Consider the following 25,826-nt stretch of genomic DNA (forward strand, 5'->3'; position numbering starts at 1 on the left):
ACCCACGCATCGCAGGGAAACGCAGACCCCCATGGATCCCGTCACCCACGCCAGTCTCGGTGCCGCCGTCGGCGGCCTCGTCCTCGGTTCACGACTGGGCCGCAAGGCCCTTGTACTCGGCGCGCTGGTCGCCCTGATTCCGGATCTCGACATCCTCATAGCTTACGGTGATGCGGTTTCCGATTTCACCCTGCACCGGGGTTTCAGCCACTCCATCCCGGTGCTGCTGTTATTCTCGGCGGCGGCCGCCGGGGTGCTGTCGCGGACCCCGACAACGCGCGACATCGGCTTTGCCCGCTGGTGGTGGTTCTTCGCCCTGGTGCTGATCACGCATGTCCTGCTCGATGCCCTGACCACCTACGGCACGCAGATCCTGTGGCCGCTGCCGGTGGGCCCGGTGGGGACCGCCTCGATCTTCGTCATCGACCCGCTGTACACCCTGCCGCTGCTGATCGGGGTGATCGTCGCGGCCTTCTGGCGCTTCGCGCCCCGGGCGCTGGTGGCCGGGCTGGTGCTTTCCACCGCCTACGCCGGCAGCGGCCTGGCCCTGCAGGCGTGGCTGGACCGTCACATCCAGCCCGCGCTGGCCCAGGCCGGACTGGAGGAACAGCCCCGGCTGATCCAGCCCACCCCGTTCAACATGCTGGTCTGGCGGGTCACCGTCATCAACGGCGACCACTTCCACGAGGCCTGGGTCGGGATCTTCGACCAGCCGATCCGGCCCGATTTCGAGACCTTCCGGCGCGATCCGCACGGACTCGAGGAAACCGCGATGGACCTGGAAGACGGCCGGCGCCTGCGCGAATTCAGCGGCCCGTTCCTGCGCTTTCACGCGCAGTACGACGAGGACCGTCCGCCGCGCCTGGTCGCCACCGACATCCGCCTGGGCGGCCCCGGCTACTTCCCCTTCGGCTTCGCCATCGCCGAACGCGAAAACGGTGAATGGCAGCCGATCAGCAGCGAACGGGTGCGCGAGGAAGGGCCGCTGGACGACGCCCTGCACGCGCTGGCGCGGCGCGCCTTCCAGCCCGATCGCATCGGCTGCATGGGTGATCTGGCCGGGCCGGAGTACTTCGTGACCAATCCTCCACCGCGCTGCCGCATGCGCATGGGTCTCCCCGGCGCCCACCCCGGCGATCCGATCCGGCCGCGCCTGTAGAGAAACGCCGATCCATGTGCCCACCCGGAGACCGCCATGGTGGACACTCGCCCGGGACGCCCCCGGAGGCCCCGGCCAGCGGGATCTGCGAGCTGTGCGGGCGACACGAAGGCCTGACCCGGCACCACCTGATCCCACGCAAGCAGCACCGGCGTCGGCGCATCCGCCGCCGGTTCCCGCGCGCCGAACGCGAGGGCCGCCTGCTGCAGGTCTGCCGCCCGTGCCACGATCACATCCACCGCCAGTTCGACGAACAGACCCTGGCCGAGCGTCTGAACACTCGCGAGGCCCTGCTGGCCGAGCCTGTCATCCGGCGCTTCGTGGAATGGATCGCCGAACGTCCGCCGGGTTTCCGGCCCCGCCGCTGACCCCTGCCCCCGACACCGGCTCTTGAGCCCGGCGCCGCCGCGGGGTAGCGTCTGGGTCATGCTGTTCTCCGAACTCACCTCCGATGGCCTCACCTATCGCATCACCGGGCATGCCCCCGGGGCGATCGGGATCAATGATGTCGCCTATCACGCCAGCCTGATCGTGCGGCCGCGCTCGCTGCATGCGGACTGGCCGGTGCGCGCGGCCGGCGAGCTGGATCTCGCGGCCCTGGAGCCGGTCCTGGAAGAGCCCCCGGAGGTCCTGCTGATCGGCACCGGCGAGGTCAGCCGCTTTCCGCCGCGCGAACTGCGGCGCGAACTGCAGCGGCGCGAGCTGGGGGTGGAGATCATGGACACCGCGGCGGCCTGCCGCACCTACAACCTGATCATGGCCGAGGGCCGCGACGTGGCCGCGGCCCTGATCGTGGAACCGGCAGAAGCCTCCGCCGGCGATTGAGTCGATGCCCAACCGGGCTCGGGAGCCCGGCAGCACTCAGGACCCGGGCAGCACCTCGTCGCCCTTCATTCCGCGCGATTCCAGAAGCCGCCGCAAGCGCTTGAGCGCGTCCATCTGGATCTGGCGCACGCGTTCGCGCGTGACCCCGATCTCCGCGCCCACCGTCTCCAGCGTGGAGCGCTCGAAGCCGTGCAGACCGAAGCGGCGCACCAGCACCTCGCGCTGCTTCTCGTCGAGCAGGCCCAGCCATTCCTCCACCAGATCCTGGATATCCTGATCCTCGAGGATGGACGAGGGTTCCACCGCATTCACGTCGGCGAGGATATCGGTCAGCGAGCGATCGCCCTCCGGCCCCGGCGGCAGGTCCATGGAGGTCGAGGGTTCGGACATCGCCCGCAGTCTCTGGATCTCGGCCACCGGCTTTTCCAGGCGCGCGGCCAGTTCCTCTTCGCTGGGATCGCGCCCCAGCTCCTGGGTCAGCTCGCGGGCCACCCGCGCATGCATGCGCAGTTCCTTGGAGACATGCACCGGAATGCGGATCGTGCGTCCCTGATTCATCAGGGCGCGTTCGATCGTCTGGCGGATCCACCAGGTCGCATAGGTGGAAAAGCGAAAGCCGCGCTCGGGATCGAACTTCTCCACCGCATGCATCAGCCCGAGGTTGCCCTCCTCGATCAGATCCAGCAACGCCAACCCCCGGTTAAGATAGCGCCGGGAGATCTTCACGACCAGACGCAGATTGCATTCGATCATACGCCGCCGGCCGGCCTCGTCGCCCTGTCGCGCGAGGCGCGCATAGTGGCGTTCTTCTTCCGGAGTCAGCAGGGGACGGAATTCGATGTCGCGCAGGTAGAGCTGGATGGCATCCAGCTCCGCGGGGCGGGCGTCACGCAGGGTACGGGGCCGCACCTGCACCTCGTCCTCGGGCACCCCGGATTCGACGGGGTCGGGGGCTTCTTTTTCCAGGGCGAACCCGCCACCCTCGTCCCGCTCTTCTTCCGCCGGTTCGTGCAATGCCGGCTCTTCCAGCGGAGATTCCGGATCCTCGCCTTCAGCGCCGTCGAGATCGACCGGGTTCCGGGGCTCTTTCATGCGTGATCCTGTAATTTGACTGCTTCGATTCATCGATCCGGAAGGTAGCTCGCCGGGTCAACCGGGGAACCGTCCACGCGGATCTCGAAATGCAGCATCGGCAGATCCGTCCCCGATGCGCCCAGGCGCGCAATTTCGTCGCCGCCTTCCACCGTGTCGCCTTCTTCCACCAGCAGCCGGTCGTTGTGGCCGTAAGCCGACAGGAAACGCTCGTCATGGCGAACGATGATCATCCGACCATACCCCACCAGACCGCCGCCTGCATAGACGATCTCGCCACTGCGCGCGGCGCGCACCGGATCCCCGACCTCGCCACCGATTCCGAGTCCCTGTCGGGTGCTCGCGCTGTCGGAAAAACCCCTGACCACCTCGCCGTCGGCCGGCCACACCCACTGGCCGTCGCCACGCGGTGCAGGCGGCGGATCGGGTTCCGGCTCGGGATCGGGTGCGGGCGCCGAAGACGCCCCACCGCCGTTTCCGGACGCTTTTCCGCCGGAAGAAGACGATCTCGAGCTCCCCGCCGTCTCGCGCGTGGGTGCCGGCGGTGGCGAGGAACGGGCCGGACCGGTCAACCGCAGACGCTGGCCGGGATGGATCGTGTAGGGCGCGCCGATCGCATTGCGCCGCGCCACCGCCCGCCACTCCAGGCCGTACCGACTGGCAATGCTGTACAGGGTTTCGCCGCGCGACACGGTATGGGTATCGGGGATCCGGGACTCTCCCGGTGTACGCAGGGCACAGCCATTCATGGCCGCGACCAGCAGGGCCGCCAGCAACAGGGGGATCAGGCCGCGCAGCAACCCACTGTGCATGCTCACTCCAGGGCCAGGTACACCGCGATGGCCGCCGCGAGGACCCCGATTCCGGCCCAGCCGATGCGTTCCATGTAGGGTCGCAGGTGCCGTTCGGCACGGGGCCCCGCCCAGGCCATGAACAGGGCCACAAGGAAGAAACGGGCGCCCCGGCCCAGCAGCGACGCGAGCACGAACGGCAGCCACGCCATGGCCAGGGCCCCGGCGGTGATGGTGAAGAGTTTGTATGGCAGTGGCGAAAACCCGGCGATGAGGACCACCCATACCCCCCAGGTCCCGAACCAGTCCTCGGCCTGCGCGAGTTCGGCGGCATACCCGATGTCCCGGAGCCACGGTCCCAGCCACTCGAACGCCAGCCAGCCCGCCAGATAGCCCAGCACCCCTCCGACCACCGAGGCGACCGTTGTCAGCGCGGCCAGGTACCAGGCACGTGCCGGCGATGCGGCCGCCATCGGCGCGAGCATGACATCGGGGGGCGGGAACGGCAGGACGAAGGACTCGAACAGCGAGAGTCCGGCAAGGTAGCGCGGCGCGTAGCGATGCCGCGACCAGCCCATCACGCGATCATAGACCGGTTCGAAGAACTTCATCGCAACGCGACTCCGGGCACGTCGTTACTGCTCCGCGCCCGGCAGCATCGGGACGAACATCACCGCGTCGAGAACGTCCCGCACGAACGCCTCCTCGGTACGGGTGTAGCGCACCAGCTGCTGACGTCCGTCGGGGCCCTCCACCGGGGCCACCAGACGCCCGCCGGGGGCCAGCTGGGTCAGCAGGGTCTCCGGCACCTCGCGCGGGGCCGCGGTCAGGATAATGCCATCATAGGGTGTCTTCTCGGGCCAGCCCTCGGCCCCGTCCCCGTGGCGCAGATTCACGTTGTTGATGCCCAGCCGGCTGAGCAGCTCTCGCGCGCTGCGGGTCAGCGCCTGAATGCGCTCGATCGAGTACACCCGGTCGACGATCTGCGCCAGCACCGCCGCCTGATAACCGGACCCCGTGCCAATCTCGAGCACAGTGCTCACCGGCCCGCCCTCCAGCAGGGCCTCGGTCATCCGGGCGACGATGAACGGCTGGGAGATCGTCTGGCGGTGCCCGATGGGCAGCGCGATGTTCTCGTAGGCGCGGTGACTCAGCGCCTCTTCCACGAACAGGTGCCGGGGCACGCTGCGGATGGCCTCCAGCACCCGCGGATCGCGGATACCCTGCTGCTCGAGGATCCGGACCAGGCGGTCGCGCGCCCGTCCCGAGGTCAGCCCGGCACCCGAGGCGTCGCTCACCATGGTGTACCTCCCTGGTGGTGACCCCCTGGCGCAACGCCCTCCAGCCAGCGCCCCACGGTGTCGATGGCATCGTAACGAGTGAGATCCACCTGGATGGGCGTAATCGAGACGTAGCCCTCGCGCACCGCATGGAAATCGGTCCCGGGACCGGCGTCCTGCTCCGGACCCGCGGGACCCACCCAGTAGATCTCCCGCCCGCGCGGATCCTGGTCGGCGACCATCGGCTCGGCGCGATGGCGGTTCCCCAGGCGGGTGGTCTGCACGCCCTGGATCGATTCGAACGGGATATCCGGGACGTTCACGTTGAGGATGGTGGCCGCCGGCAGCGGGACCTGCCGCAGCCGATCCAGCAGGTCCAGCACCACGCGCGCCGCGGTGTCGTAATGCCGCAGATCGGTCCCCACCAGCGACACCGCGATCGACGGCAGGCCAAGGAAGCGGCCCTCCATGGCCGCGGCCACGGTACCGGAGTACAGCACGTCATCACCCATGTTAGCCCCGGCATTGATGCCGGAGATCACCAGATCCGGTTCGTCCTCCAGCAGCCCCGTCAGCGCCAGATGCACGCAGTCGGTAGGCGTGCCATCCACTTGCACACCGGCGTCGCCCACCGATCGGGCGTGCAGCGGCCGCACCAGCGTCAGACTGTTGCTGGCGCCGCTGCGGTCGCGGTCCGGTGCCACTACCCGGACCTCGGCCACCGTTCGCAGGTGGTCGGCCAGGCACTGGATGCCGGGGGCATGGATTCCATCGTCGTTACTGACCAGAATGCGCATTCGGGAGCCGGAGGCTTTAAAAGGGTCTTCAATATACTGGAAACGGCTTCGGGACATGCAGTTTCCTGCCTGTGCCGGAGCCTCGGAAAGCGAGTATCCTGCCATGAATTCCGGGGACGGTCCCAGCGATTTCGACGAGTTTCTGCGTGCGGTGGGCCCGGTGCGCCGGATTCACAGCGACCGCGCGGAGAAGGACACGCCGCGCCCGCCCGCCCGCGCCGCCCAGCGCGACCGCGACGAGGAACAGGCCCGGCGCGACTGGATGAGCGATCCGCTGGAATTCGGCGACCTCCAGCCCGGCGACGAGCTGCGTTTCAGCCGCGCGGGCATCAGCCAGCGGGTGTTCCGCAAGCTGCGCGGCGGCCATTACCGGATTCAGGACGAACTGGACCTGCACGGCCTGTTCGCCGACGAGGCCCGCCAGGCGGTGGCCGGCTTCATCGACGAGGCGCGCGCGGATGACCGCCTGTGCGTGCGCATCATCCACGGCAAGGGCCAGCGCTCGAGCCCCCGGGGCCCGGTCCTCAAGGGGCTGACCGACCACTGGCTGCGCCAGCGCGACGACGTGCTCGCGTTCTGTTCGGCACGTCCGGCCGACGGTGGGACCGGCGCCGTATACGTCCTGCTCAAAAAACGCCGGGATCCGTCCTGAGTGACGCCGCTATCGCCGCGGAACATTAGCACTGGACGGCATGTTGATTTAGATCAAGTCCAGAGTTACCTTGACCGTTATCAGCGGATTGCCGCAGCCGCATGCCGCCCGGGTTGCAATCCCGCACGGGCTGCGAGACCATCCTGTACAAGCCTTGTACAATGAATGCATCCAAAGGCAACGGAAACTGCGACGAAGAGGTCCTGCTCATGAATCACTGGAAACTTGCCCCCATCGCCCTCGGCATCGCGGCCCTCGCCGCAGGCTGCTCCAACAACGAGGCAACCACGACCGCCGAAGAACCGGCAGCCACCGAGGTCAGCGAAGAGGAAATCGAACAGCGCGCCATGGAGAGCCGTGAGGCCATCCAGCAATTCGCCAGCACCCTGCAGGGCGAACTGATGAGCGCGATGGAAACCGGCGGCCCCACCGAGGCCATCCAGGTCTGCAACGAGGTGGCCCCGGAGATCGCCGCGGACATCTCCGCCGACACCGGCTGGGACGTCGGGCGTACCAGCCTCAAGCTGCGCAACCCCGACAACGCCCCGGACGAGTGGGAGCGCGCGGTGCTGGAAAGCTTTGACGCCGAAGTCGCCGCCGGCACGCCGGCCGACGAAGTCGCCCCGTCGCACGAAGTGATCCAGACCGAGGATGGCGCGCGGTTCCGGTTCATGGCGGCGATCCCGACCGGCGGTCAGTGCCTTGCCTGCCACGGCGAGGACATCGACTCCGACATCAAGCACGCGCTGGAACGTCTGTACCCGGAAGACGAGGCTACCGGCTACCAGGCCGGGCAGGTGCGCGGGGCATTCACCATCACCCAGGAGATGTAACACTCTCCGGAAATGGCGATACGAGAAGGGCCGCATCAGTGATGATGCGGCCCTTTCTTTTTGCGCTCTACTCCAACAGGCCCCCGGCAGGACGATTGAACAAACCGAATTCCTGCAGGGACAAAGGGACAAACAAGTGGCTTTATGACAGTCTGTAAAGTTGACGGATGGAACCTATAGAATCGAAGACATGACGCGAACCATTGATGCCGAGCTGCTCGCCCTCGCGGTCGACGCCTCCAACGACGGCGTGGTGATTGCCGAACGCGAAGGCAACGACAATATCCTGATCTACGTGAATCGCGCGTTCGAGGAGCTCACCGGGTATCGTTCCGAGGAGATCCTCTACCGCGATTGCCGTTTTCTGCAGAACGACGACAACGACCAGGATGCCGTGCGCGAAATCCGCGCCGCGCTGGACGAGGATCGCCCCTGCCGCGTGACCCTGCGCAACTATCGCAAGGACGGCTCGCTGTTCTGGAACGAGCTGTCGCTGACGCCCATCTTCAACGACGAAGACCGGCTGACCTACTACATCGGGATCCAGAAGGACATCACCGCGCGCGTCGAGGCCGAAGAACGCGCCGAACGTGCGGAGCGTCAGCTGGCCGGCTCCGGCTGACCCGCCAGCAACCCCGGAGCGACCCGGAGTGACCCCGGGGGTCACTCCCCGGCCGACGTGCGCATCAGGGCCTCCACTACACTCGTGGCATATTCTCCCGGGCCCAGTTCCAGCTGCAGACGCAGCACCCGCGACGTCTCCCATTCCCACTCCATGGATCGCGGCACCAGACGCAGCGCCCGGCGCGCGGCCTTCAGACCCTCGGCCTCCAGGCCACGGACCAGCACCTCGTGCTGCGCGGCCACCGCATCTTCCAGCTCGCGCACCTCGCCCCCGGTGCCCGGATCCCCGCGCCCCCACAGCGGCCCGGTGGGATGCACGTCGAGCCGCGCGGCGCGCGCCTCCAGCTCCGCATCCACCGACTCCGCGGTGAACACGCTGCCGGTGCCATCCAGGTTGACCCGCTCGCCCGGCAGGATGCGGTCCCAGTCGCCACGGCGCACGCGCTCGGCCAGTACCGCGTTGAACAGTTCCGCCCGCGCCGCGGACAGCAGCAGGCTGCGCTGATTGCGCCCGCGCGGACGCCGACCGCCGCCCAGCCAGTCGTACGCCCGCTCGCGGTTGGCATGCCCGAAGCGCTGTTCGCCGAAATACGCCGGCACGCCGCCGGCGCGGATCCGTTCCAGGACCTGCTCGGCCATGTCGCCATCGCCCTCCAGCTCGCGCAGGCGCAGGGTGAAACGATTGCCCGCCAGGTGCCCGGTGCGCAGCTTGCGGGCATGGCGAGCGTGCCGACAGACACGCAGCCAGGCGTCCGCGGCGATCGCCTCGCCGGGTTTCGGCACCGCCCATGACGCCGAATCCACCTCCGGCGCGCAGGCCACGCTGAACCACTGCCGGGTCACGGCATGACGATCCTTGCGCCCGGCGTAGCTGACCGCGCCGCGTCCCACGCCCGCGGACCGCGCGATCCACACGGCCACGTCCTCGGTGTTCAGGCCGCGCTTCTCGATCTCCAGCCACAGATGCTCGCCCGCACCGTCCGGCAGGGTAGCCGGAAGCTCCTCCACCCGGAAATCCTCCGGGCTCGCCTTAAGCCGGCCTTGCAGCGGGGCCTCCCAGGGCCACACCGGGGCATTCCCGGGCGCGGTCACGGGCTCGCCGCCGGTCGTGCCACGTCATCGCGCAGATAGACCGGCTGCGCATCCGCCGGATCCACCGCCTCGCCGCGCTCCCAGGCATCCACCGCCAGCAACGCCAGGTCAAAGGCGTCCGGCAGGGCATCGGGATCCACCCGTTCGTCGGCCAGTCCGCATTGCCCGGCGAGTTCGGGGAAGGCACGAAAGCCGGTCCCCAGCCCCAGCCGCTCCCCCGCCGGCCATTGCGCAGCCACCGCCTCCGGCGGCGCCACGGCCTCCGGTGCCGGCAGGACCCGCTCCCCGGCCACCGGGCACAGGCTCCAGTAGACCTCGCCCATGCGCGCGTCCAGCGCGGCCAGCACCGCCGCCGGGGCCGGCTCCGGCGCCAGCCGCAGGCCCTGCTGGGCCAGCACCTGCAACGACGACACCGGGACCACCGGGCAATCCAGGGCGAACGCCAGGCCCTGCGCCACGCCCAGTCCCAGCCGCACCCCGGTGAAGGCCCCCGGACCGCGTCCCACCGCCACCGCATCCAGCGAATGGCGGTCGATCCCGGCCTCCGCCAGCAGGGTCTCGACCTGCCCCAGGATCAGGTCACCGTGACGCTGCGGTGCCCGCTCCGACAGCGAATACAGTTCGCCGTCCACCCACAGGGCGGCGGAACAGCGTTCGGTGGCGGTATCGATGGCGATCAGGCGCATGCGTGGCGCTCCCGGGCCCGTTGCAGAAAATCCAGCGCCGCCCGCGGGCGGGTCGCTTCGTGGAACGGCGGCAGGCTGTTGAGAAAGCGCTTGCCGTAGGGCTTGCCGTCGATGCGCGGATCGCACAGCGCGAGAATTCCGGTGTCCGAGCCGTCGCGGATCAGGCGCCCGGCGCCCTGCTTCAGCGCCAGCACCGCCTGCGGCAGACTGAACTCCATGAACGGGTGCCGACCCTCGGCTTCCAGCGCTGCGGCGCGGGCCTGCAGCACGGGATCGTTGGGCGCGGCGAACGGCAGGCGGTCGATCACCACCACCGACAGCCCGGTCCCGCGGATGTCGACGCCTTCCCAGAAACTGTGCGCGCCCAGCAGCCAGGGCCGTTCGGCCGCGCGGAAACGCTCCAGCAGCTCGCCACGCGACTGCTCCCCCTGTACCAGCAGTTCACGGTCCTCCGGCAGATGCTCGCGCAGCAGGGTCGCGGCCTCCTGCAGCGCACGATGGCTGGTGAACAGGAAAAATCCGCCGCCCGGTCCGTCCTTCAACAGCGGCCAGGCCCAGCGCAGGCAGGCACGGGTGTAATCCGGCGCGTTGGGGTCCGGCAGCGGCGGATCCGGGCGCAGCAGACAGGCCTGACGGGCAAAGTCGAACGGGCTGTCCAGACGCGCGGTAGCGACGTCTCCGGGCAGCCCCAGGCGGCGCGCCGCGTGGGTGAAGTCCTCGCCCACCGCCAGGGTCGCCGAGGTGAAGACCCAGGCGGCCGGGCGCGCCGCGCGGCGCTGCGCCAGGGGTCGCGCGGCATCCAGCGGGGTGCGATGCAGGGTCAGGCTCTGACGGAAACGCTCCAGCCAGGCGACCGTGTCTTCGGTATCCTCGCGCCACGCCGACAGTCGCTCGCGCAGCAGCTCGCAGCGCGCACGCAGCTGTTCCAGCCCGGGCGCCCGCGGCGCCGCGACCTGGAGGGCATCGTGCAGCCAGCGCAGCGCGTCGTCCAGGGCGTCCAGCTTCGGCCCCAGCGCCCCGTCGGGGTCGGCATCCTCCAGACCGGCGCGCCCTTCGTGCCCCTCGGTCACCTCGAGCAGACCGCCCGCCGCGGCCTCCACCTCGGCCACGCGCTGGCGCATGTCGGTCATCTCCGGGGCATGCTGCTCCTGCTCGCGGCGCGTGTCGCGCGCCAGTTCGCGCAGGGCCCGCGTGCTCAGGGCCACGCCGAAGAACGCCCCGGCGATCTCCGGCAGCTGATGCGCCTCGTCCACGATCACCGCGTCGACCTCCGGCAGCAGCTCGGCGAAGCCCTCTTCCTTCAGCGCCATGTCCGCCAGCAGCAGGTGGTGGTTGACCACGATGACATCCGCCTCCTGCGCCCGGCGCCGCGCGCGCACCACGAAGCAGTCGTCCAGATGCGGGCATTCATTGCCCAGGCAGTTGTCCACCGTCGAGGTCACCTGCGGCCACAGCGGCGAATCCTCGGCCAGCAGGCCGGACTGGCTGAGATCCCCGCTGTCGTCGGTGCGCGCCATGGCCTGCAGCTCCTGCAGGGTATGCAGACGCTCGGCCCGCGCGCCGGCGCCGGTGGCCCCGGCGGCATCCGCTTCCGCGACCTCCAGCCGGTAGTGGCACAGGTAGTTCGAGCGCCCCTTGAGCAGCGCGGTCTTTGGCTGATACCCCAGCGCTCCGCAGACCACCGGAAGGTCCCGATGGTAGAGCTGGTCCTGCAGGGTTTTGGTGCCGGTGGAGATCAGCGCCCGCTTGCGCCGCTGCAGGACCGGGACCAGATAGGCATAGGTCTTGCCGACCCCGGTGGCGGCCTCCACCAACAGGGCCGATGGCGCGGTGGCCACGCCTTCCTCCACCGCCGCGGCCATCGCCTGCTGGGGTTCGCGCGGCCGGAACCCGGGGACCGCCTCGGCAATATCGCCGCCCGGGCTCAGGGCCCGCACGGCCGGCGAAGCGGCGGACTCAGACACGTTCGCCCCCGAGCGCGCGCAGGGCTTCGCGCGCCTCGCGCGCGCCCTCCGTATCGTCCCGGCCCTCACGGGCCTGCAGGATCACGGTCCAGTTCTCCCGTTGCAGGTCACGGTCGTTCCCGGCCATGCCCAGCGAACGCTGCGCCAGCCGCTCGGCCTGATCGAAGTTACGCTGTTCCAGTCGCACCACAGCCAGGCGCTGCCACAGCCGGGCATCCCGCGGCGCGATGCGCAGGGCCCGCTCCAGCAACTGGCCGGCGCGCGCCAGCTCGGCATCCGCGCGCGCCTGTTCGGCGCGCTGCGCCAGACCCGATGCTGCGCTGTCCACCCCGGCGGCCAGCTCCGGATCCTCGGCCGCCCCGGGCTCGACCTCCAGGACCTCGGGCTCGGGCACATCGGTCGCGGGTTCCTCCGGCGCGGGACGCGGCTCCGGGGTCGCGCAGCCGGCCAGGATCGCGAGCACGGCACAGCCGGCCAGCAGCCGCACGGCGCGCGGGGTGCGGTGCACGGAATGTTCGCCTTGTCGCAGCTTCATCATCATCGGATATACCCGCTCAATCCTGATTGCGGAACATGCGGCCGAACCAGCCGCCGGCGTCGCCGTCCGCCTCGCCCTCGCACTCGGCCACCGCCTCGGGGGCCGAATTCTGCCAGAACGGCAGGCGCCTGACGCGTTCGCAGGCGTGATCCTCGTCCACGATCCGTGCCCCGGACTCCAGGTCGATGTCGTGATATTCGATGGAAGGATGCCGACCGTCCTCGATCGATCCACCCGGCAGCTCCCCCATGATGCCGGCCCAAACCGGCGCCGCCCCGGAACCACCGGTCAGGCCGGTCGCCCGATTGTCGTCCATGCCCAGCCAGACCACACCCACATGGCGATCGTCGTATCCGGCAAACCAGGCATCGCGAAAATCATTGGTGGTCCCGGTCTTGCCCGCCAGGCGGCGCTGCGGCAGGCGCTGACCAATCACCCGACCGGTGCCGTCCACCGTCACGTCATGCAGGGCCTCGCCGAGCAGACGAATGGCCCCGTCCGGCACCGCGCCGCGCAGTTCCAGCCCGTAGTGCGACAGGACCTCGTCGTCGGCATCCAGGACGTCGCGGATGGCGCGCGTGCCCGTGGCGTAACCGCCGCTGGCCAGCCCCTGATAAAGCCCCGCCACCTGCAGCGGGGACAGCTCCAGTGCGCCCAGCGCCAGCGACGGGTTGGGGGCCGGGGTGGCCTGCAGCCCGAAGGTCTGCAGGATATCCACCAGCTGAGAAACCCCGATGCGATCGGCCAGGCGCACCGTGGGCACGTTGTAGGACTGTACCAGGGCCTCCCAGGCCGTGACCTCGCCACGGTGTTCGCGGTCGAAATTGCGCGGGGTCCAGGGTTCCCCGTGCGCCAGCTGCAGGGTCACCGGCCGGTCCTCCAGCAGGCTCGCCAGGGTATAGCGCCGGGGGTTGGTCAGCGCCGCGAGGTAGACGAACGGCTTGACCAGCGAACCGATCTGGCGGCGCGCCTCCACCGCGCGGTTGAACCCCGGATACGCCGGGTTGCGGTCCCCGACCAGCGCCAGCACCTCGCCGGAGCGCGCGTCGGTCACCACCGCAGCGGCCTGCAGCTCCTCCGCATGTTCGCCCGCCCGCGGGGCCACCGCCGCCACCTCTTCGCGCACGCGCTCCTCCACCGCCAGCTGGATCACCGGATCCAGCGAGGTAAAGATGCGCAGCCCGTCGGAGCGCAGGTCTTCGTCAGCGTATTCGGCGCGCAGCTCGCGGCGCACCAGATCGAGGAATGCGGGGAAGCGGCTGCCGCCGGGCATCGCCGGCGAGACATCCAGCGGCATGCCACGAGCCGTCGCCACGGTGTCCGCGTCCGCCAGGCCCGTCTCGTGCATCGCGTTCAGCACGCGGTCGCGCCGGGCCCGGGCCCGCTCCGGATGGCGGCGCGGGTCGTAGTAGCTGGCCCCGCGCGCCAGCCCCACCAGCAGGGCCAGCTGATCCAGGCGCAGTTCGTTCAGCGGACGCTGGTAATAGAACCGGGCCGCCTGCCCGAAACCATGGATGGCACGTTCGCCGGCCTGCCCGAGAAACACCTCGTTGACATAGGCTTCGAGGATGGCTTCCTTGGAGTAGCGATGCTCCAGGATCAGGGCCATCACCGCCTCGTTCAGCTTGCGCGACAGGGTCTGTTCGCGGGTGAGGTAGAAGTTCTTGACCAGCTGCTGGGTCAGCGTACTGCCTCCCTGCACCGTGCGGCCGGCGCGCAGATTGGCCCAGGCCGCCCGGGCGATACCGGCCGGGTCCACCCCGCGATGTGACATGAAACGCCGGTCTTCGATCGCGATCAGGGCACCGATCAGCGCCGGCGGGACCTCGTCGAGATCCACCACCACGCGGTCTTCACCGTGCGTCGGGTAAATACTGCCGATCAGCAGCGGCTCCACCCGCATCAGGTCGACCGCCGCGCCCGTGTCGCGATCCGTGATCGAGCGCACATGGCCACGGTCCATCTGCACCCGCACCGAACGCGCCGGCTCGGGCCCGTCGCCAAAAGTGAACGGGCGCGTGGTCAGGGCCACCGTGCCGTCGTTGACCTCGTATTCCCCGGCCCGGGCGCCCTGGCCGCTGCGCTGATAATTCAGCGCCTCCAGCTCCGTCACCAGGCGCTCACGGTCCAGGCGCCGACCGGGATACAGCTCCAGCGGCCGTGCATACACCCGCGCCGGCAGGGCCCAGCGCTGACCTTCGAACTGGGCGCGGATCTCGCGATCCAGGTTCTGCACATACAGCACACCCACGCCGGCACCGGCCAGCAGCAGACCGAGCAGGGTCCAGGTGCCGGCACGCAGCACGCGACGCAGCCGGCCGCCGGCGGGGCGGCGCTTGCGCGAAGATCGGGAGCGGGAGGAACGCGGCATGGCTCTCGCGGTCTGCAACAGGGACGGGTGAACACGGGCATCTCGCCCGCAACTCGCGCAATGATAACCTGACCCGGGGCAACATTGATGGAGGCCGCATGACCGCGCTGGACGAGCAGCACCGCATTCTCACCCGACTGATCGAGAGCGGGGCGTTCCCCGATGGCGGTCCGGCCGAACGGATCCGGCGCATCGAAACGCACATCTCCACGGTGATCCTGGCCGGGGACTGGGCGTGGAAATTCAAGAAGCCGCTGGACCTGGGCTTCCTCGACTTTTCCACCCTGCAGGCGCGCCGCCATTTCTGCGAGACGGAGCTCGAGATCAACCGCCGGCTGGCGCCGGAGATCTACCACGAGGTCGTCAGCATCAATGGCGATCCCGAACACCCGGTGATCAACGGGACCGGCGAAATACAGGAATACGCGGTACGCATGCGCCGCTTCGACCGCGACCGCCAGCTCGACCGGCTGCTGGAGCGCGGCGCCCTGCCACCCGAGGCGATGGACGAGCTGGGCCGCTACATCGCCCGCTTCCACGAGAGCGTGGAACGCACCGGCCCGGAATCCGCCCACGGCACCCCCGAGGCCGAGGCCGCGCCGATGCGCGAAAACTTCCCCAGTCTGTTCGAATCCGCCCAGCAGCCCAGTGAACGCGAGCGGCTGCAGCGCCTGCAGACGTGGACCGAAAAGGAGCTGGACCGCCTGCGCCCGCTAATGCAGGCGCGCCATGACGGCGGCCACGTCCGCCACTGCCACGGCGATCTGCATCTGGGCAACATGGTCTACATCAAAGCCGGGGACGAAGCCGGCGGCGAGCGCCCGGTGGCCTTCGATGCGATCGAGTTCGACCCGGAGCTGCGCTGGATCGATGTCATTTCCGAAATCGCCTTCACCACCATGGACCTGCTGGCCCGCGAGCACCCGGCGCATGCCTGGCGGCTGCTGAACGCCTGGCTGGAAGAACGCGAGGATTTCGACGGCCTGGCCCTGCTGCCGCTGTACCAGGTCTATCGGGCGCTGGTGCGGGCCAAGGTCCAGGGCATCCATGCCGCCGAACCCAGCCTGCCCTCGGACGAGAAGGCCGCCCACCAGGCCGAGATGGGGCGCTACCTCGCGCTGGCCGAACGCCTGACCGAACCGCGGCGGCCCCGCCTGATCCTGATGCACGGGGTGTCCGGGTCGGGCAAGACCGTGATCAGCACCCGCGTCCTTCAGGCCCTGGGCGCGGTGCGCCTGCGCAGCGACGTCGAACGCAAGCGCATGGCCGATGCCGTTTCCTACAGCGAAGAGGCCCGCACGCGGATCTACGACCACCTGCTGGAACGCGCCGGGGAACTGCTGGAGCTGGGGCATACCGTCATCGTCGACGCGACCTTTCTCGAACGTGGGCAGCGGGAGCCGTTCCGCGAGCTTGCCGCGCGCATGGAGGCCGGCTTTGCGGTCGTCGCCTGCCACGCCGACGAAAACCTGCTGCGCGAACGCCTGGAGGCCCGCGCCGCGCAGGGCCGGGATGCGTCGGATGCCGACGTGGAGGTCATGCAGCAGCAGCGCCCGCGCCAGGAATGGCCCGGCGCCGACGAGCATGCCGTGGAAGCAGGCCCCGGACAGCCCCTGGATGTCGAGCTTCTGGCTCAGCGGCTGGAACGCCCGGCGTGACGGCGGTCAGTTCATTTGACGTAAAATAGAGATACCATCGGTTGTCCGCCAGCCACACAGGAGTCACCCCATGTCCGAATTCCGCACCAGGACCCGCCAGGCTGCCCGCCGTGTCACCGCCGGATTGCCCGCGCTGGCCCTGACCGCCGCACTGGCCTTCCCCCTGCCCGCGCTGGCCTATGAGGTCGTCGAGGAGAGCGAGGAGCGCGTGATCTACAGCGTCGAAGGGGACTTCGACCACTACTTCGAGATGGTCGAGTTCGCCATCGAAACCGAGGGGCTGGTGATCAACAACGTCGGCCACATCGCCGACATGCTGGACCGCACCGCGGGCCAGGAATCCGGCGAGGGCATCTACCTGAACGGCCGCTCGGTGGACTTCTGCTCCGCCACCTATTCGCGCGCGACCATGGAGGCCGACCCGCACAACATCACGTTCTGCCCCTATGTCATCGCCATCTACGAGCTGGCCGCGGAGCCGGGCACGATCTACATGAGCTATCAGCGCGTGCCGCAGATCGGCGACGAGGCCTCGCAGGAGTCCCTCGGCGATGTCAACGAACTGGTGGACCGGATCGTCACCGAAGCCCTGATGTTCTGAACCGGCGGATCAGCCCGGCCGGACGGAGGCCAGTGCCGCCACCCGGCCGGGCGCCTGCAGCCAGGCCTCGGCCCGGTCCGCGGGCAGCCCCGGGCTGTACAGGAATCCCTGCCCGATATCACAGCCGTGGGCGTTCAGCCATGCCGCCTGGGCCGCCGTCTCGACGCCCTCGGCGATCACCTCCAGATGCAGATTGCGCGCCATCGCGATGATGGTCGCGGCAATCCAGCGCCCCCGGCCCTCGCGGTCCACCTGATCCACGAAACTGCGGTCAATCTTGAGCACGTCCAGCGGGAAGTCCTGCAGGGCCGCCAGTGACGAATAACCGGTGCCGAAATCATCGATCGCCAGGCGCACGCCCAGCGACTTCAATGCGTTGAGCCGGGAGACCGCCTGATCGCCCTGACTCATGATGGCGGTCTCGGTCACCTCCAGTTCCAGCTGTTCCGCCGGGAACCCCGTCTCCGCCAGGATCTCGCCGACCCGGCGCACGAGTCGGGCACTGCGCAGCTGGACGGGCGAAAGGTTGACCGCCACCACCAGGTCGCTGCGCACCTCGCGCAGCAGGCGAACGCCATGCCGGCAGGCCTCGCGCAGCACCTGTTCGCCCAGCGGGACGATCAGGCCGGTTGCCTCGGCGACCGGAATGAACCGGTCCGGCGTAATGCTTTCGCCCTGCGGGGTCTCCCAGCGCGCCAGACACTCCACGCCCGCGGGTACGCCATCGCTCAGGCGCACCTGCGGCTGGAGATGCACGTGCAGCTCGCCGGTTCCGCTCGCCAGGGCCTCGCGCAGGCGTCCTTCCAGTTCCAGCCGTTCGCTGGCCGCCCGGGTCAGCTCCGCCTCGTAGAAACTCCAGACCTCGCGCCCGTTTTCCTTGGAATGGAACATGGCCGCGTCGGCATGCTGGATCAGTTTGGTCGCGGTGTCGCCGTCCTCGGGGAAGCGGGCAATGCCGATGGAAGCATTGAGATGCACGCTGTGCCCGCTGTCCAGCAGCACCGGGGTATCCAGCGCGGCCTGCAGCTCGCGCGCCACCTCGCTCAGCGATTCGTGGTCGGCGGCCCGCTGACTGACCACCATGAATTCGTCGCCACCCAGCCGGCCGAGGATATCCGGCGGGCGCACCGTGTCGCCCAGGCGCCGGGCGACTTCGACCAGGGCCTCGTCGCCGGCCGGATGCCCCAGGCTGTCGTTCACGTCCTTGAACCGGTCCAGGTCGAGGCTCAGCACGCCCAGCGGGTGGTCCTCCGCGCGCGCCTCGTCCACCGCGCGCGACAGCAGCGCATGCAGCCGCGTTCGGTTAGGCAGGTCGGTCAGCGGGTCATGCTCGGCCAGATAGTTGAGCTCGCTCTCCGAGCGCTTGATTTCGGTCATGTCGGTGATGGTGCCGGCGTAATGGATCGGCTGCCCGCTCTCGTCCACCACCACCGACAGGCTCAGCCATTCGGGGTACACGGTTCCGTCGCGACGGCGATTCCACAGCTCGCCGGCCCAGTAGCCGGTACGCTCCAGCTCCTGCCACATGGCGCGATAGAACTCGGCGTCGTGATACCCCGACTGCAGGATGCGCGGATTCTTCCCCAGCACCTCGGATTCCGCGTATCCGGTGATCTCGGTGAACGCCGGATTGACCGCGATGATGCGCGACGACAGGTCGGTGATGACCACGCCGTCGCGGGTACTGCGGAACACCGCCTCCAGCCGGCGCAGGCCGACCACGGTCTCGCGCCGCGCCAGCGCGGCCCCCAGGCTGCTGGCAAAGATGCGCGCCACGCTCACGTCGGTCGCACTCCAGTTGCGTGCCCGCACCAGCGCATCCACCGCGACGAACCCGCGATATTCGCCCTCCAGGAACACCGGCGCCAGCAGCAGGGACTGCAGTCCCTGCTGCTGCAGCAGTGCCTGTTCCTCCGCGGGGAACTCCGCCCGGGTGCCGGCGACCGCCTCGCCGGCCCGCAGGCGTTCGGTCCAGCGCGCATGCAGGCTGTCGGGTGTCAGATTGCGCAGGGCGGGTGGCCTGACCGGAACGGCCGAATCGCCGCGCAACCAGTAGTAACGATGCGTCTCGCGGTTCTCCCGACCCGGTTCCTCGGCGGCCATGACCACCACCCAGGCGCGATCCCCGGCCAGGGTCTCGCCCAGCCGCCCCAGCAGTGCATTCATGACCCGGTCCGGGGTCTCCGCCTGCAGCAGTGCCAGGGTCATGCGGGCCGAGCTCTCCAGCGCCTGCTCGCGCTGGTCCAGGGCCTGCGCCGCGTGCAGCTTCTGTACCGCCAGACCGGCCAGTTGAGTGAACTCGTCGATCAGACCCTGTTCCTCGTCGCGCGGCTCGCGCGCCTCGTTCAGGTAGGTGGCCAGCGTGCCCAGCACGTGCCCGTCGTCATCAAAGAACGGGAACGACCAGCAGGCCTGCAGCCCCGCGGCCTCCATGGGCGCCTCCAGGCCCTCCCAGTACGGATGGCCCGTCACCTGCGGCACCACCACCGTTTCGCCGCGGAAGGCCGCGGTGCCGCAGGAGCCCACGCCATCACTGGCCGGCACCGGGCTGTGCAGCCACGGCAGCGAACCCGGCAGGGACGGCGCCGCCACGCATTCGAGCATCCCGGTCTCGCGGTCCCGCAGCATGATGGACGCCGACAGCTCCGGCAGCAGCAGCTCCAGCTCCTGGATCACGTCCGACAGGAACCCCGGATCACGTGTCCCGGTGGCCAGCCGGTCGAGCACCCGTGCGCGCACGGCCGCCAGTCGCTGGTCGCGCACGCGCCGGGTCACGTCCACCAGGTTGCCGGAAAACCCGGTGGGCTGCCCGTCGGTACCCTTTTCGCAGCGCCCCTCCAGCTCCATCCAGTACAGCCCGCCCCAGCGGGTCACGATGCCGATCGCGGCTTCGTCCGGGAGCGTCGACACGGCCGCCTCGCCGCGCAGCACATCCGCCAGCACCTCGCGCTCCCCCGCCTCGACGAAGTCCGTCAGCGGATGCCCCAGGGCCTCTTCGACCGAACGTCCGGTCATGCGGGTCCAGGCGGGGTTGAGGAACGTGAGCCGCCCCTGCGCATCGGTCTGAAAGATGATGTCACCGGCGCTGTCGATGACCTGGCGATAGCGACGTTCGCTCTCCGCCAGGGCGGCCTGTTCGCGCCGCAGCCGCCCGCGGGCCACCACCTGATCGACCAGCACCGGCAGCCCCTTGAGATAGCCCCCGCTCTTGAGCACGTAGTCGTCGACCCCCAGGCGCAGGGCTTGTGCGGCCAGTTCCTCGGTCCCCTGCCCGGTCACCAGGATCACGGGGATATCGAGACCCCGCTCGGCGCGTATGCGGCGCGCCAGCTCCAGGCCATCCATCCCCGGCAGGCGATAATCCAGCAACAGGATGTCGGGGTACGCTGCGTCCGCCGCGGCCCCGCCGTCCAGACGCGCCAGGACCTCGTCGGCCGAATCGACCACTTCCAGTTGCAGATGCGGCGCCGCGCGGGCGAATTCCCGCCGGGTCAGGCTGACATCGAAGCTGTTGTGCTCGGCGTAGAGCACGCGCACCGTTTCCAGCTCCTCCGGCCGCCGGTGGCGACGCCCGAGGGCGTCCCGCACACGCGCCGGCAGGTGCTCCAGGTAGGTCTCGTTCTTCGGCAGATAGTCGTCGGCCCCGACGCGGAAGGCGGTCACCACGGTTTCCTGTTCGCCGTGGCCGGTCATCACGATAATCGCCTCCTCGCGCCCGCCCTCGCGCAGACGCGGGATCAGGTCCATGCCGTTGCCGTCCGGCAGCCGCAGGTCGAGCAGCACGCAATCGAAGCGCGCCTCCTCCAGCGCCGCCCAGGCTTCGGCCATCGACCCCGCCGTGCGGATCTCGACCTCCGCCCCGTCACGGCTCAGCGCCCGACGCTGCAGATCGGCATCCACCGGATTGTCTTCAACGAGCAGAATCTTCATCTCGCGGGGACCTCCCTGAGGTAAACACCGAGGCCGGAGGCTGGTTCAACACGCACCAGTAGAGTTCGATCTGTTCGGCCACATCCATGAACCGGTCGAAGTCCACCGGCTTCACGATATAGGAATTCGCGCCGCATTCATAAGCAGTACGGATGTCGGCGTCATCCGCCGACGACGTCAGCATCACCACCGGGATGCGCCCGCAGTCCGGATGCGCGCGCAGTGCCCGCAACACCTCCAGACCGTTGATCCGCGGCAGCCGGATGTCCAGCAGGACCACCGCCGGCACCGGTTCCTCGCCCCGCGCCCAGCGTTCCAGCCCCGCCAGGGCCTCCTCCCCGTCGCGCGCCACCGTCAACGGATTGGCCAGGCGGCGGCGACGGAAGGCATGGCGCAGCAGATCCAGATCCACCGGGCTGTCCTCGACTACGCAGATGGGCGGTGGCGAGCCCGGGTCACTCATTGGGGCGCTCATTGCGGCAGCTCCACACGGAAGGTCGCGCCCTCGCCGGGGCGGCCCTCGGCCTCGATCCGGGCGTCCAGCCGGCGGGCCGCGCGACGCACCAGGGCCAGGCCCACGCCGGTGCCGGGGTAGTCCTCGGCGCGGTTGAGACGCTGGAAGATCTCGAACATGCGCTCCCGGAACGCCTCGTCGAAGCCGATCCCGTTGTCCTCCACCTCCAGACGCACCACCGACGTCCGCCGCTGAGCGGCGACCCGGACCCGGGGTTCGTCGCGACCGGCACTGAACTTGAAAGCGTTCTCCAGCAGGTTGCGCAGGATCAATCCCAGACCGTCGGGATCGGTCTCGACCTCCAGTTCTTCCGGCACGTCGATCGCGGTCGTCGCCGCCGCCGGGTATTCCGGCTCCAGGGCGCGCAGAGTCTCCGCCACCAGGTCACGCAGCCGGATCCGGCGCTGTTCCAGCGGTCGCCGCTCCATGCGCGAGTACGTCAGCAGGTCGCCGATCAGTTCGTTCATCTGCGCCACGCCCTGGCGGATATTGCGCAGGAATTCGCGCCCCTCGTCGTCCAGGCGCCCGGCATGCTCCGCCTCCAGCAGCTGGCTGTAGCCCTCGATCCCCCGCAGCGGCGCCTTGAGATCATGGGAAACCGCGTAGGAAAAGGATTCGAGCTCCTGGTTGGCGATTTGCAGTTCCGCCGTGCGCCGCTCGACCCGGTGCTCCAGATCGGCATTGAGCGCACGCAGTTCCAGCTCGGCCTGGTGCAGTTCGGTGATGTCCAGCGCCGTACCCTGCACCCGCCACGCGCCACCAGGGCTTTCACCCGTAAACGACGACGCGCGCTGAATGCCGAACCGCAGCCAGGTCTCCGGCCCGCGCCCCGGGTGTCGGCGTACGTGCAGGTACTGGCTTTGCGGCGGGGTACCGGCGGCCATGCCCCGCAAGGTGGCAGCCAGGCGTGGCCCGTCGGCGGACTCGGTGTCGAGGTCACGCTCCAGCAGCGTGGCCACGTCCGGTTCGGGACCGTCGGGCGGGCGCCCCAGCAATCTGAACAGCTGGTCCGACCACCAGAACCCGTTCACCGGATCGTATTCCCAGCTGCCAAGGCCCGCGTCGCGTTCGGCCCGTTCCAGCCGCTCCATCTGCCGCTGGCGCTCCAGCTCCAGCCGCCGGCGTTCGGTGACGTCCAGCAGCACCCCGTGGATGCGTGTCACACGACCGTCCGTGTCCCGACTGAGCCAGGTCCGGTCCTCCACCCAGACCGTACCCAGCACGGGCAGCACCAGGCGGTAGAGCTGGGTATAGCGATCGGGGCCGTGTGCGAGGTGCATCTGCACCTCCTCGACGATGGACGGCAGATCGTCAGGGTGAATGAGGCTGGCGTAATCCGGATCGCCCGCCAGCAGGGCCTCGCGATCCAGCCCCCAGTCCGCGGCATTGGGCGAGACGTAGGTGACCGGCCAGCCGTCACGCGCCTCCCATTCGATCGCCAGCACCGGCGAGTGTTCGATGATGCGCGCGGCCCGGCTCGCCTCGGCGGCCGCCCGGTCGCGGGCGGCCAGCGCGCGATGGATCAGCACGAACAGCAGCCCGGCGGTCACCACCACATAGGCCCAGCCCTTCCCGGTCTGCAGCCGGGACAGCAATTCCACATCGTCTACCAGCGCCAGCAGCGCCCGGTCGGAAAACCCGATCCACATCAGGCCGAGCACCAGATAGATCAGGGTGATGCCCAGCGCCGTGATTGCGGCACCGCGGCGGATCCCGGGACTCGCGTCGCGTGTCATGCCCCCTCCTTTCTACGCGGTGCTTCCTTCCCCCAAGAATCCGCCGGACGGCCACAAGACGCAAGATCCGGCCGCGCCGCGGCGCGGAATGTTATTCTCTGACGTTTGCGAACAAGCCGAACGACCCGCCATGTTCAAGAACCTGGAAAAAGCCCCGGCCGGCCACCACGAACCGCTCGCCGATGTCCTCGACCGCGTCCGCTTCAACGCCGACGGGCTGGTGCCCGCCATCGCCCAGCAGGGTGACAGCGGCGAGGTCCTGATGATGGCCTGGATGAACCGCGAGGCCCTGGAGGAGACCCTGCGCACCGGGCGGGTCTGCTACTGGTCGCGTTCGCGCGGGGCGCTGTGGCGCAAGGGCGAGTCATCCGGCCAGGTCCAGCAGCTGCGGTCGCTGCATCTGGACTGCGACGGCGACACCGTGCTGGCGAAGGTCGATCAGACCGGCCCCGCCTGCCACACCGGGCGGCGCAGCTGTTTCTATCTGCAGGTCGACGGCGATCAGGTTGCCGTGACCAGCGATCCGCAGATCGACCCCGAGACCCTCTACGGCGCCTCCTGAAACCGCGACAAGGAACACCGACCATGGCCGACGCCAGCGCACCGCAGCTCGTCATCCACAACACCCTCGGGGGGCAGCTCGAGCCCTTCGTTCCCGCCGACCCGCAGCGGGTGACGATGTATGTCTGCGGGCCGACCGTGTACAACCGCGTGCACGTGGGCAACGGCCGCCCGGTGGTGGTGTTCGACGTGCTGTTCCGCGTGCTGCGCGCACTCTACGGCCCGGAGCACGTGGTCTACGCCCGCAACATCACCGACGTGGACGACAAGATCAACCAGGCCGCGCGCGAGAACGACGAACCCATCGCCGCGCTGACCGAACGCTTCACCCGGGCCTTCCACGAGGACATCGCGCGGCTCGGCACCCTGGAGCCGACCCTCGAGCCCCGTGCCACCGATCACGTGACCGAGATGATCGCCCTGATCGAGGACCTGCTCGCGCGCGGCCACGCCTACGCGGCGGACGGCCACGTGCTGTTCGACGTGACCTCTTACCCTGCCTACGGCGCCCTGTCCGGGCGCACCCTGGAGGCGATGCAGGCCGGGGCCCGGGTAGAGGTCGCCGACTACAAGCGCCATCCCGGCGACTTCGTGCTGTGGAAGCCCGCCGGCGCGGACGAACCCGGCTGGGACAGCCCCTGGGGCAACGGGCGCCCGGGCTGGCACCTGGAGTGCACCGCGATGATCCGCACCCATCTGGGCCGCAGCATCGACCTCCACGGCGGCGGCCACGATCTGGTGTTTCCGCACCACGAGAACGAGATCGCCCAGGGCTGCGCGGCCGAAGGCTGCGACGAACACGGCGGCCATTACGCGCGTTACTGGATGCACAACGGACACGTGACCATCGAAGGCGAGAAGATGTCCAAGTCGCTGGGCAACTTCCGCCTGCTGCACGACCTGCTGCAGGTCTGGCCCGGCGAGGTCCTGCGCCTGGCGCTGCTGTCGCGCCATTATCGCGCGCCGCTGAACTTCTCCGAGGACACCCTGGAACAGAGCCGCAACGCGCTGGACGGCTTCTACCGTCTGCTGCGCGAACATGCCGGGGTCGTGGCCACCCCCGCCGATGCGGCGGACACCCCGGTCTTCACCGCATTGCTGGACGATCTCGACACCGCCGGGGCGCTCGCCGCCCTGCACCGCATGGCGGATGCCCTGCACGCCGCCGACAGCGCGGACGAACGCGCCCGCCGCAAGGGCGAGCTGCTGGCCGCGGGCGAACTCCTGGGCCTGCTGCAGCAGGACCCGGAGGCCTGGTTCCGCGGCGACGTCGCCGATGATGCCGATCTCGCCGCATGGGTGGAGGAACGCATCGCCGCGCGTGCCGAGGCGCGGCGCGCGCGGGATTTCGCCACCGCCGATGCGATCCGCGACGAGCTGACCGCCAGCGGCATCGAACTGGAGGACACGCCGGATGGCACCCGCTGGCAGCGCGCCTGAGCGGGCTGTCCGCAGCGCCACCCGGGCACGCGCCCGGCTGGCGCTGGTTCTCCTGATCGCGGTGGCCGCCGGTCTGCCCGCGATGGCCACCGCCCACCCGCATGCCTGGATCGACCTGCGTGTCACCCTCAACTTCGACGGCGACGGCCGGCTGGCCTCGATGCACCAGCTGTGGGTCATCGACCCGACCTACAGCCACATGCTGCTGGAGGAGATGACCCGCGACATGGACGGCGACGCCGGTATCGACTCGGTGCTGAAAAAGGTCGGCCCGCGCATGCTCGACAACCTCGCGGAATACGACCACTTCACCGAGTTCGAGGCGGGCGGCGAAACGCTGGACACCCCGCCCGCCGAGTCCCCCGAACTGCGTCTGGAGGACCGGCGCCTGCACCTGGGCTTCGAGATCCCGCTGGACCGGCACGACATCGGCGCCGAAGAGGATTTCACCTACCGCGTCTATGATCCCACCTACTGGATCGAGATCCGCCATGACCCCGGTGACGTGATCCAGGTGAACCGCGGCGACGGCTGCCGGGTCGAACTCGAGGAACCGCGCCCCGATCCACAACTGGTGCGTTATGCCGCCACCCTGGAACGCGAATCCCGCAGCCCGATCGAAGATCTCGGACGCCATTTCGCCGAGATTGCGCGCCTGGAATGTGAATGACATCGGGTTCTT

The 25,826-nt window shown here is 69.3% G+C and carries 24 protein-coding genes; 11 read left to right on the forward strand and 13 right to left on the reverse strand.

Annotated elements, in window-relative coordinates:
* Positions 1-31 precede the first annotated feature (31 nt).
* Genes D893_RS07045 through D893_RS07055 form a run of 3 tightly spaced genes read left to right on the forward strand, consistent with a single transcriptional unit; the run spans position 32 to position 1,984 of the window.
* Positions 32-1,159, forward strand: coding sequence for a metal-dependent hydrolase (locus tag D893_RS07045; RefSeq protein WP_110619430.1), 1,128 nt, complete (start codon positions 32-34; stop codon positions 1,157-1,159).
* Positions 1,160-1,173: 14 nt separating this feature from the next.
* Positions 1,174-1,527 (forward strand): hypothetical protein, encoded by a 354-nt coding sequence (locus D893_RS07050; RefSeq protein ID WP_018947699.1) that lies wholly within the window; start codon positions 1,174-1,176, stop codon positions 1,525-1,527.
* A 58-nt stretch (positions 1,528-1,585) separates the two neighbouring features.
* The gene (locus tag D893_RS07055; RefSeq protein WP_110619431.1) at positions 1,586-1,984 is read left to right on the forward strand and encodes an MTH938/NDUFAF3 family protein; all 399 of its coding nucleotides are present in this window, start codon (positions 1,586-1,588) and stop codon (positions 1,982-1,984) included.
* 36 nt (positions 1,985-2,020) lie between these two features.
* Here D893_RS07055 and rpoS read toward each other — a convergent pair whose 3' ends face one another.
* The 5 genes from rpoS to surE are packed head-to-tail and all read right to left on the reverse strand — an operon-like array spanning position 2,021 to position 5,944.
* Positions 2,021-3,076 (reverse strand): RNA polymerase sigma factor RpoS, encoded by a 1,056-nt coding sequence (gene rpoS / locus D893_RS07060; RefSeq protein ID WP_110619432.1) that lies wholly within the window; start codon positions 3,074-3,076, stop codon positions 2,021-2,023.
* 29 nt (positions 3,077-3,105) lie between these two features.
* Positions 3,106-3,888 carry a peptidoglycan DD-metalloendopeptidase family protein gene (locus tag D893_RS07065; RefSeq protein WP_024329145.1) on the reverse strand — a complete coding sequence of 261 codons (783 nt, stop codon included), beginning with the start codon at positions 3,886-3,888 and terminating at the stop codon, positions 3,106-3,108.
* Positions 3,889-3,890: 2 nt separating this feature from the next.
* Complete coding sequence (locus tag D893_RS07070) at positions 3,891-4,478, reverse strand: YqaA family protein (protein ID WP_024329146.1); 588 nt, start codon at positions 4,476-4,478, stop codon at positions 3,891-3,893.
* A gap of 24 nt (positions 4,479-4,502) precedes the next feature.
* Positions 4,503-5,168 carry a protein-L-isoaspartate(D-aspartate) O-methyltransferase gene (locus D893_RS07075; protein ID WP_024329147.1) on the reverse strand — a complete coding sequence of 222 codons (666 nt, stop codon included), beginning with the start codon at positions 5,166-5,168 and terminating at the stop codon, positions 4,503-4,505.
* Positions 5,162-5,944, reverse strand: coding sequence for a 5'/3'-nucleotidase SurE (gene surE, locus D893_RS07080; protein ID WP_024329148.1), 783 nt, complete (start codon positions 5,942-5,944; stop codon positions 5,162-5,164). Before surE ends, D893_RS07075 begins: the two co-directional genes overlap by 7 nt.
* A gap of 103 nt (positions 5,945-6,047) precedes the next feature.
* On the opposite strand from surE, the gene D893_RS07085 reads away from it, so the two are divergent.
* From D893_RS07085 to D893_RS07095, 3 genes are all read left to right on the forward strand, one after another.
* A complete protein-coding gene (locus D893_RS07085) occupies positions 6,048-6,596 on the forward strand; it encodes a Smr/MutS family protein (RefSeq protein ID WP_018947692.1) in 549 nt (182 codons plus the stop codon).
* A gap of 209 nt (positions 6,597-6,805) precedes the next feature.
* A complete protein-coding gene (locus D893_RS07090) occupies positions 6,806-7,429 on the forward strand; it encodes a DUF3365 domain-containing protein (RefSeq protein WP_024329150.1) in 624 nt (207 codons plus the stop codon).
* 190 nt (positions 7,430-7,619) lie between these two features.
* Positions 7,620-8,051: a PAS sensor domain-containing protein gene (locus tag D893_RS07095; RefSeq protein ID WP_018947690.1), complete on the forward strand. Its 432-nt coding sequence runs from the start codon at positions 7,620-7,622 to the stop codon at positions 8,049-8,051.
* 41 nt (positions 8,052-8,092) lie between these two features.
* Here the strand turns inward: D893_RS07095 and D893_RS07100 are convergent, their stop codons facing one another.
* From D893_RS07100 to mrcB, 5 genes are read right to left on the reverse strand one after another with little or no spacing between them, the layout of a single operon-like run.
* Positions 8,093-9,121 carry a tRNA pseudouridine(13) synthase TruD gene (locus D893_RS07100; RefSeq protein ID WP_110619433.1) on the reverse strand — a complete coding sequence of 343 codons (1,029 nt, stop codon included), beginning with the start codon at positions 9,119-9,121 and terminating at the stop codon, positions 8,093-8,095.
* Between the two features lie 20 nt (positions 9,122-9,141).
* A complete protein-coding gene (gene tsaB, locus D893_RS07105; RefSeq protein WP_018947688.1) occupies positions 9,142-9,831 on the reverse strand; it encodes a tRNA (adenosine(37)-N6)-threonylcarbamoyltransferase complex dimerization subunit type 1 TsaB in 690 nt (229 codons plus the stop codon).
* Positions 9,822-11,795: an ATP-dependent DNA helicase gene (locus D893_RS07110; RefSeq protein ID WP_026289045.1), complete on the reverse strand. Its 1,974-nt coding sequence runs from the start codon at positions 11,793-11,795 to the stop codon at positions 9,822-9,824. The genes tsaB and D893_RS07110 overlap by 10 nt, the downstream gene beginning before the upstream one ends.
* The gene (locus D893_RS07115) at positions 11,788-12,336 is read right to left on the reverse strand and encodes a tetratricopeptide repeat protein (protein ID WP_018947686.1); all 549 of its coding nucleotides are present in this window, start codon (positions 12,334-12,336) and stop codon (positions 11,788-11,790) included. The genes D893_RS07110 and D893_RS07115 overlap by 8 nt, the downstream gene beginning before the upstream one ends.
* Positions 12,337-12,349: 13 nt before the next feature.
* Entirely contained in the window at positions 12,350-14,704 is a 2,355-nt protein-coding gene (gene mrcB, locus D893_RS07120; protein ID WP_018947685.1) for a penicillin-binding protein 1B, read from the reverse strand.
* A gap of 98 nt (positions 14,705-14,802) precedes the next feature.
* Between mrcB and D893_RS07125 the strand changes: the two genes are divergently transcribed.
* Positions 14,803-16,362 (forward strand): bifunctional aminoglycoside phosphotransferase/ATP-binding protein, encoded by a 1,560-nt coding sequence (locus D893_RS07125; protein WP_018947684.1) that lies wholly within the window; start codon positions 14,803-14,805, stop codon positions 16,360-16,362.
* Positions 16,363-16,432: 70 nt separating this feature from the next.
* On the forward strand, positions 16,433-16,963 hold the full coding sequence (locus tag D893_RS07130) for a hypothetical protein (protein ID WP_018947683.1): 531 nt from the start codon (positions 16,433-16,435) through the stop codon (positions 16,961-16,963).
* Positions 16,964-16,972: 9 nt separating this feature from the next.
* On the opposite strand, the gene D893_RS07135 is transcribed toward D893_RS07130, so the two are convergent.
* From D893_RS07135 to D893_RS07145, 3 genes are read right to left on the reverse strand one after another with little or no spacing between them, the layout of a single operon-like run.
* A complete protein-coding gene (locus D893_RS07135; RefSeq protein WP_110619434.1) occupies positions 16,973-20,893 on the reverse strand; it encodes an EAL domain-containing protein in 3,921 nt (1,306 codons plus the stop codon).
* Positions 20,874-21,356: a response regulator gene (locus D893_RS07140; RefSeq protein WP_018947681.1), complete on the reverse strand. Its 483-nt coding sequence runs from the start codon at positions 21,354-21,356 to the stop codon at positions 20,874-20,876. Before D893_RS07140 ends, D893_RS07135 begins: the two co-directional genes overlap by 20 nt.
* Before the next feature lie 8 nt (positions 21,357-21,364).
* Complete coding sequence (locus D893_RS07145; protein ID WP_110619435.1) at positions 21,365-23,143, reverse strand: ATP-binding protein; 1,779 nt, start codon at positions 23,141-23,143, stop codon at positions 21,365-21,367.
* A gap of 130 nt (positions 23,144-23,273) precedes the next feature.
* Between D893_RS07145 and hisI the strand changes: the two genes are divergently transcribed.
* Genes hisI through D893_RS07160 form a run of 3 tightly spaced genes read left to right on the forward strand, consistent with a single transcriptional unit; the run spans position 23,274 to position 25,814 of the window.
* Positions 23,274-23,705, forward strand: a complete 432-nt coding sequence (gene hisI, locus D893_RS07150; protein ID WP_110619436.1) for a phosphoribosyl-AMP cyclohydrolase — start codon at positions 23,274-23,276, stop codon at positions 23,703-23,705.
* Between the two features lie 23 nt (positions 23,706-23,728).
* A complete protein-coding gene (cysS, locus tag D893_RS07155; protein ID WP_110619437.1) occupies positions 23,729-25,144 on the forward strand; it encodes a cysteine--tRNA ligase in 1,416 nt (471 codons plus the stop codon).
* A complete protein-coding gene (locus D893_RS07160; protein WP_024329163.1) occupies positions 25,119-25,814 on the forward strand; it encodes a DUF1007 family protein in 696 nt (231 codons plus the stop codon). The genes cysS and D893_RS07160 overlap by 26 nt, the downstream gene beginning before the upstream one ends.
* Positions 25,815-25,826: the final 12 nt, after the last annotated feature.

This window comes from Thioalkalivibrio sp. ALE21, assembly GCF_003208255.1.
In the GTDB taxonomy this organism is placed as follows: domain Bacteria; phylum Pseudomonadota; class Gammaproteobacteria; order Ectothiorhodospirales; family Ectothiorhodospiraceae; genus Thioalkalivibrio; species Thioalkalivibrio halophilus.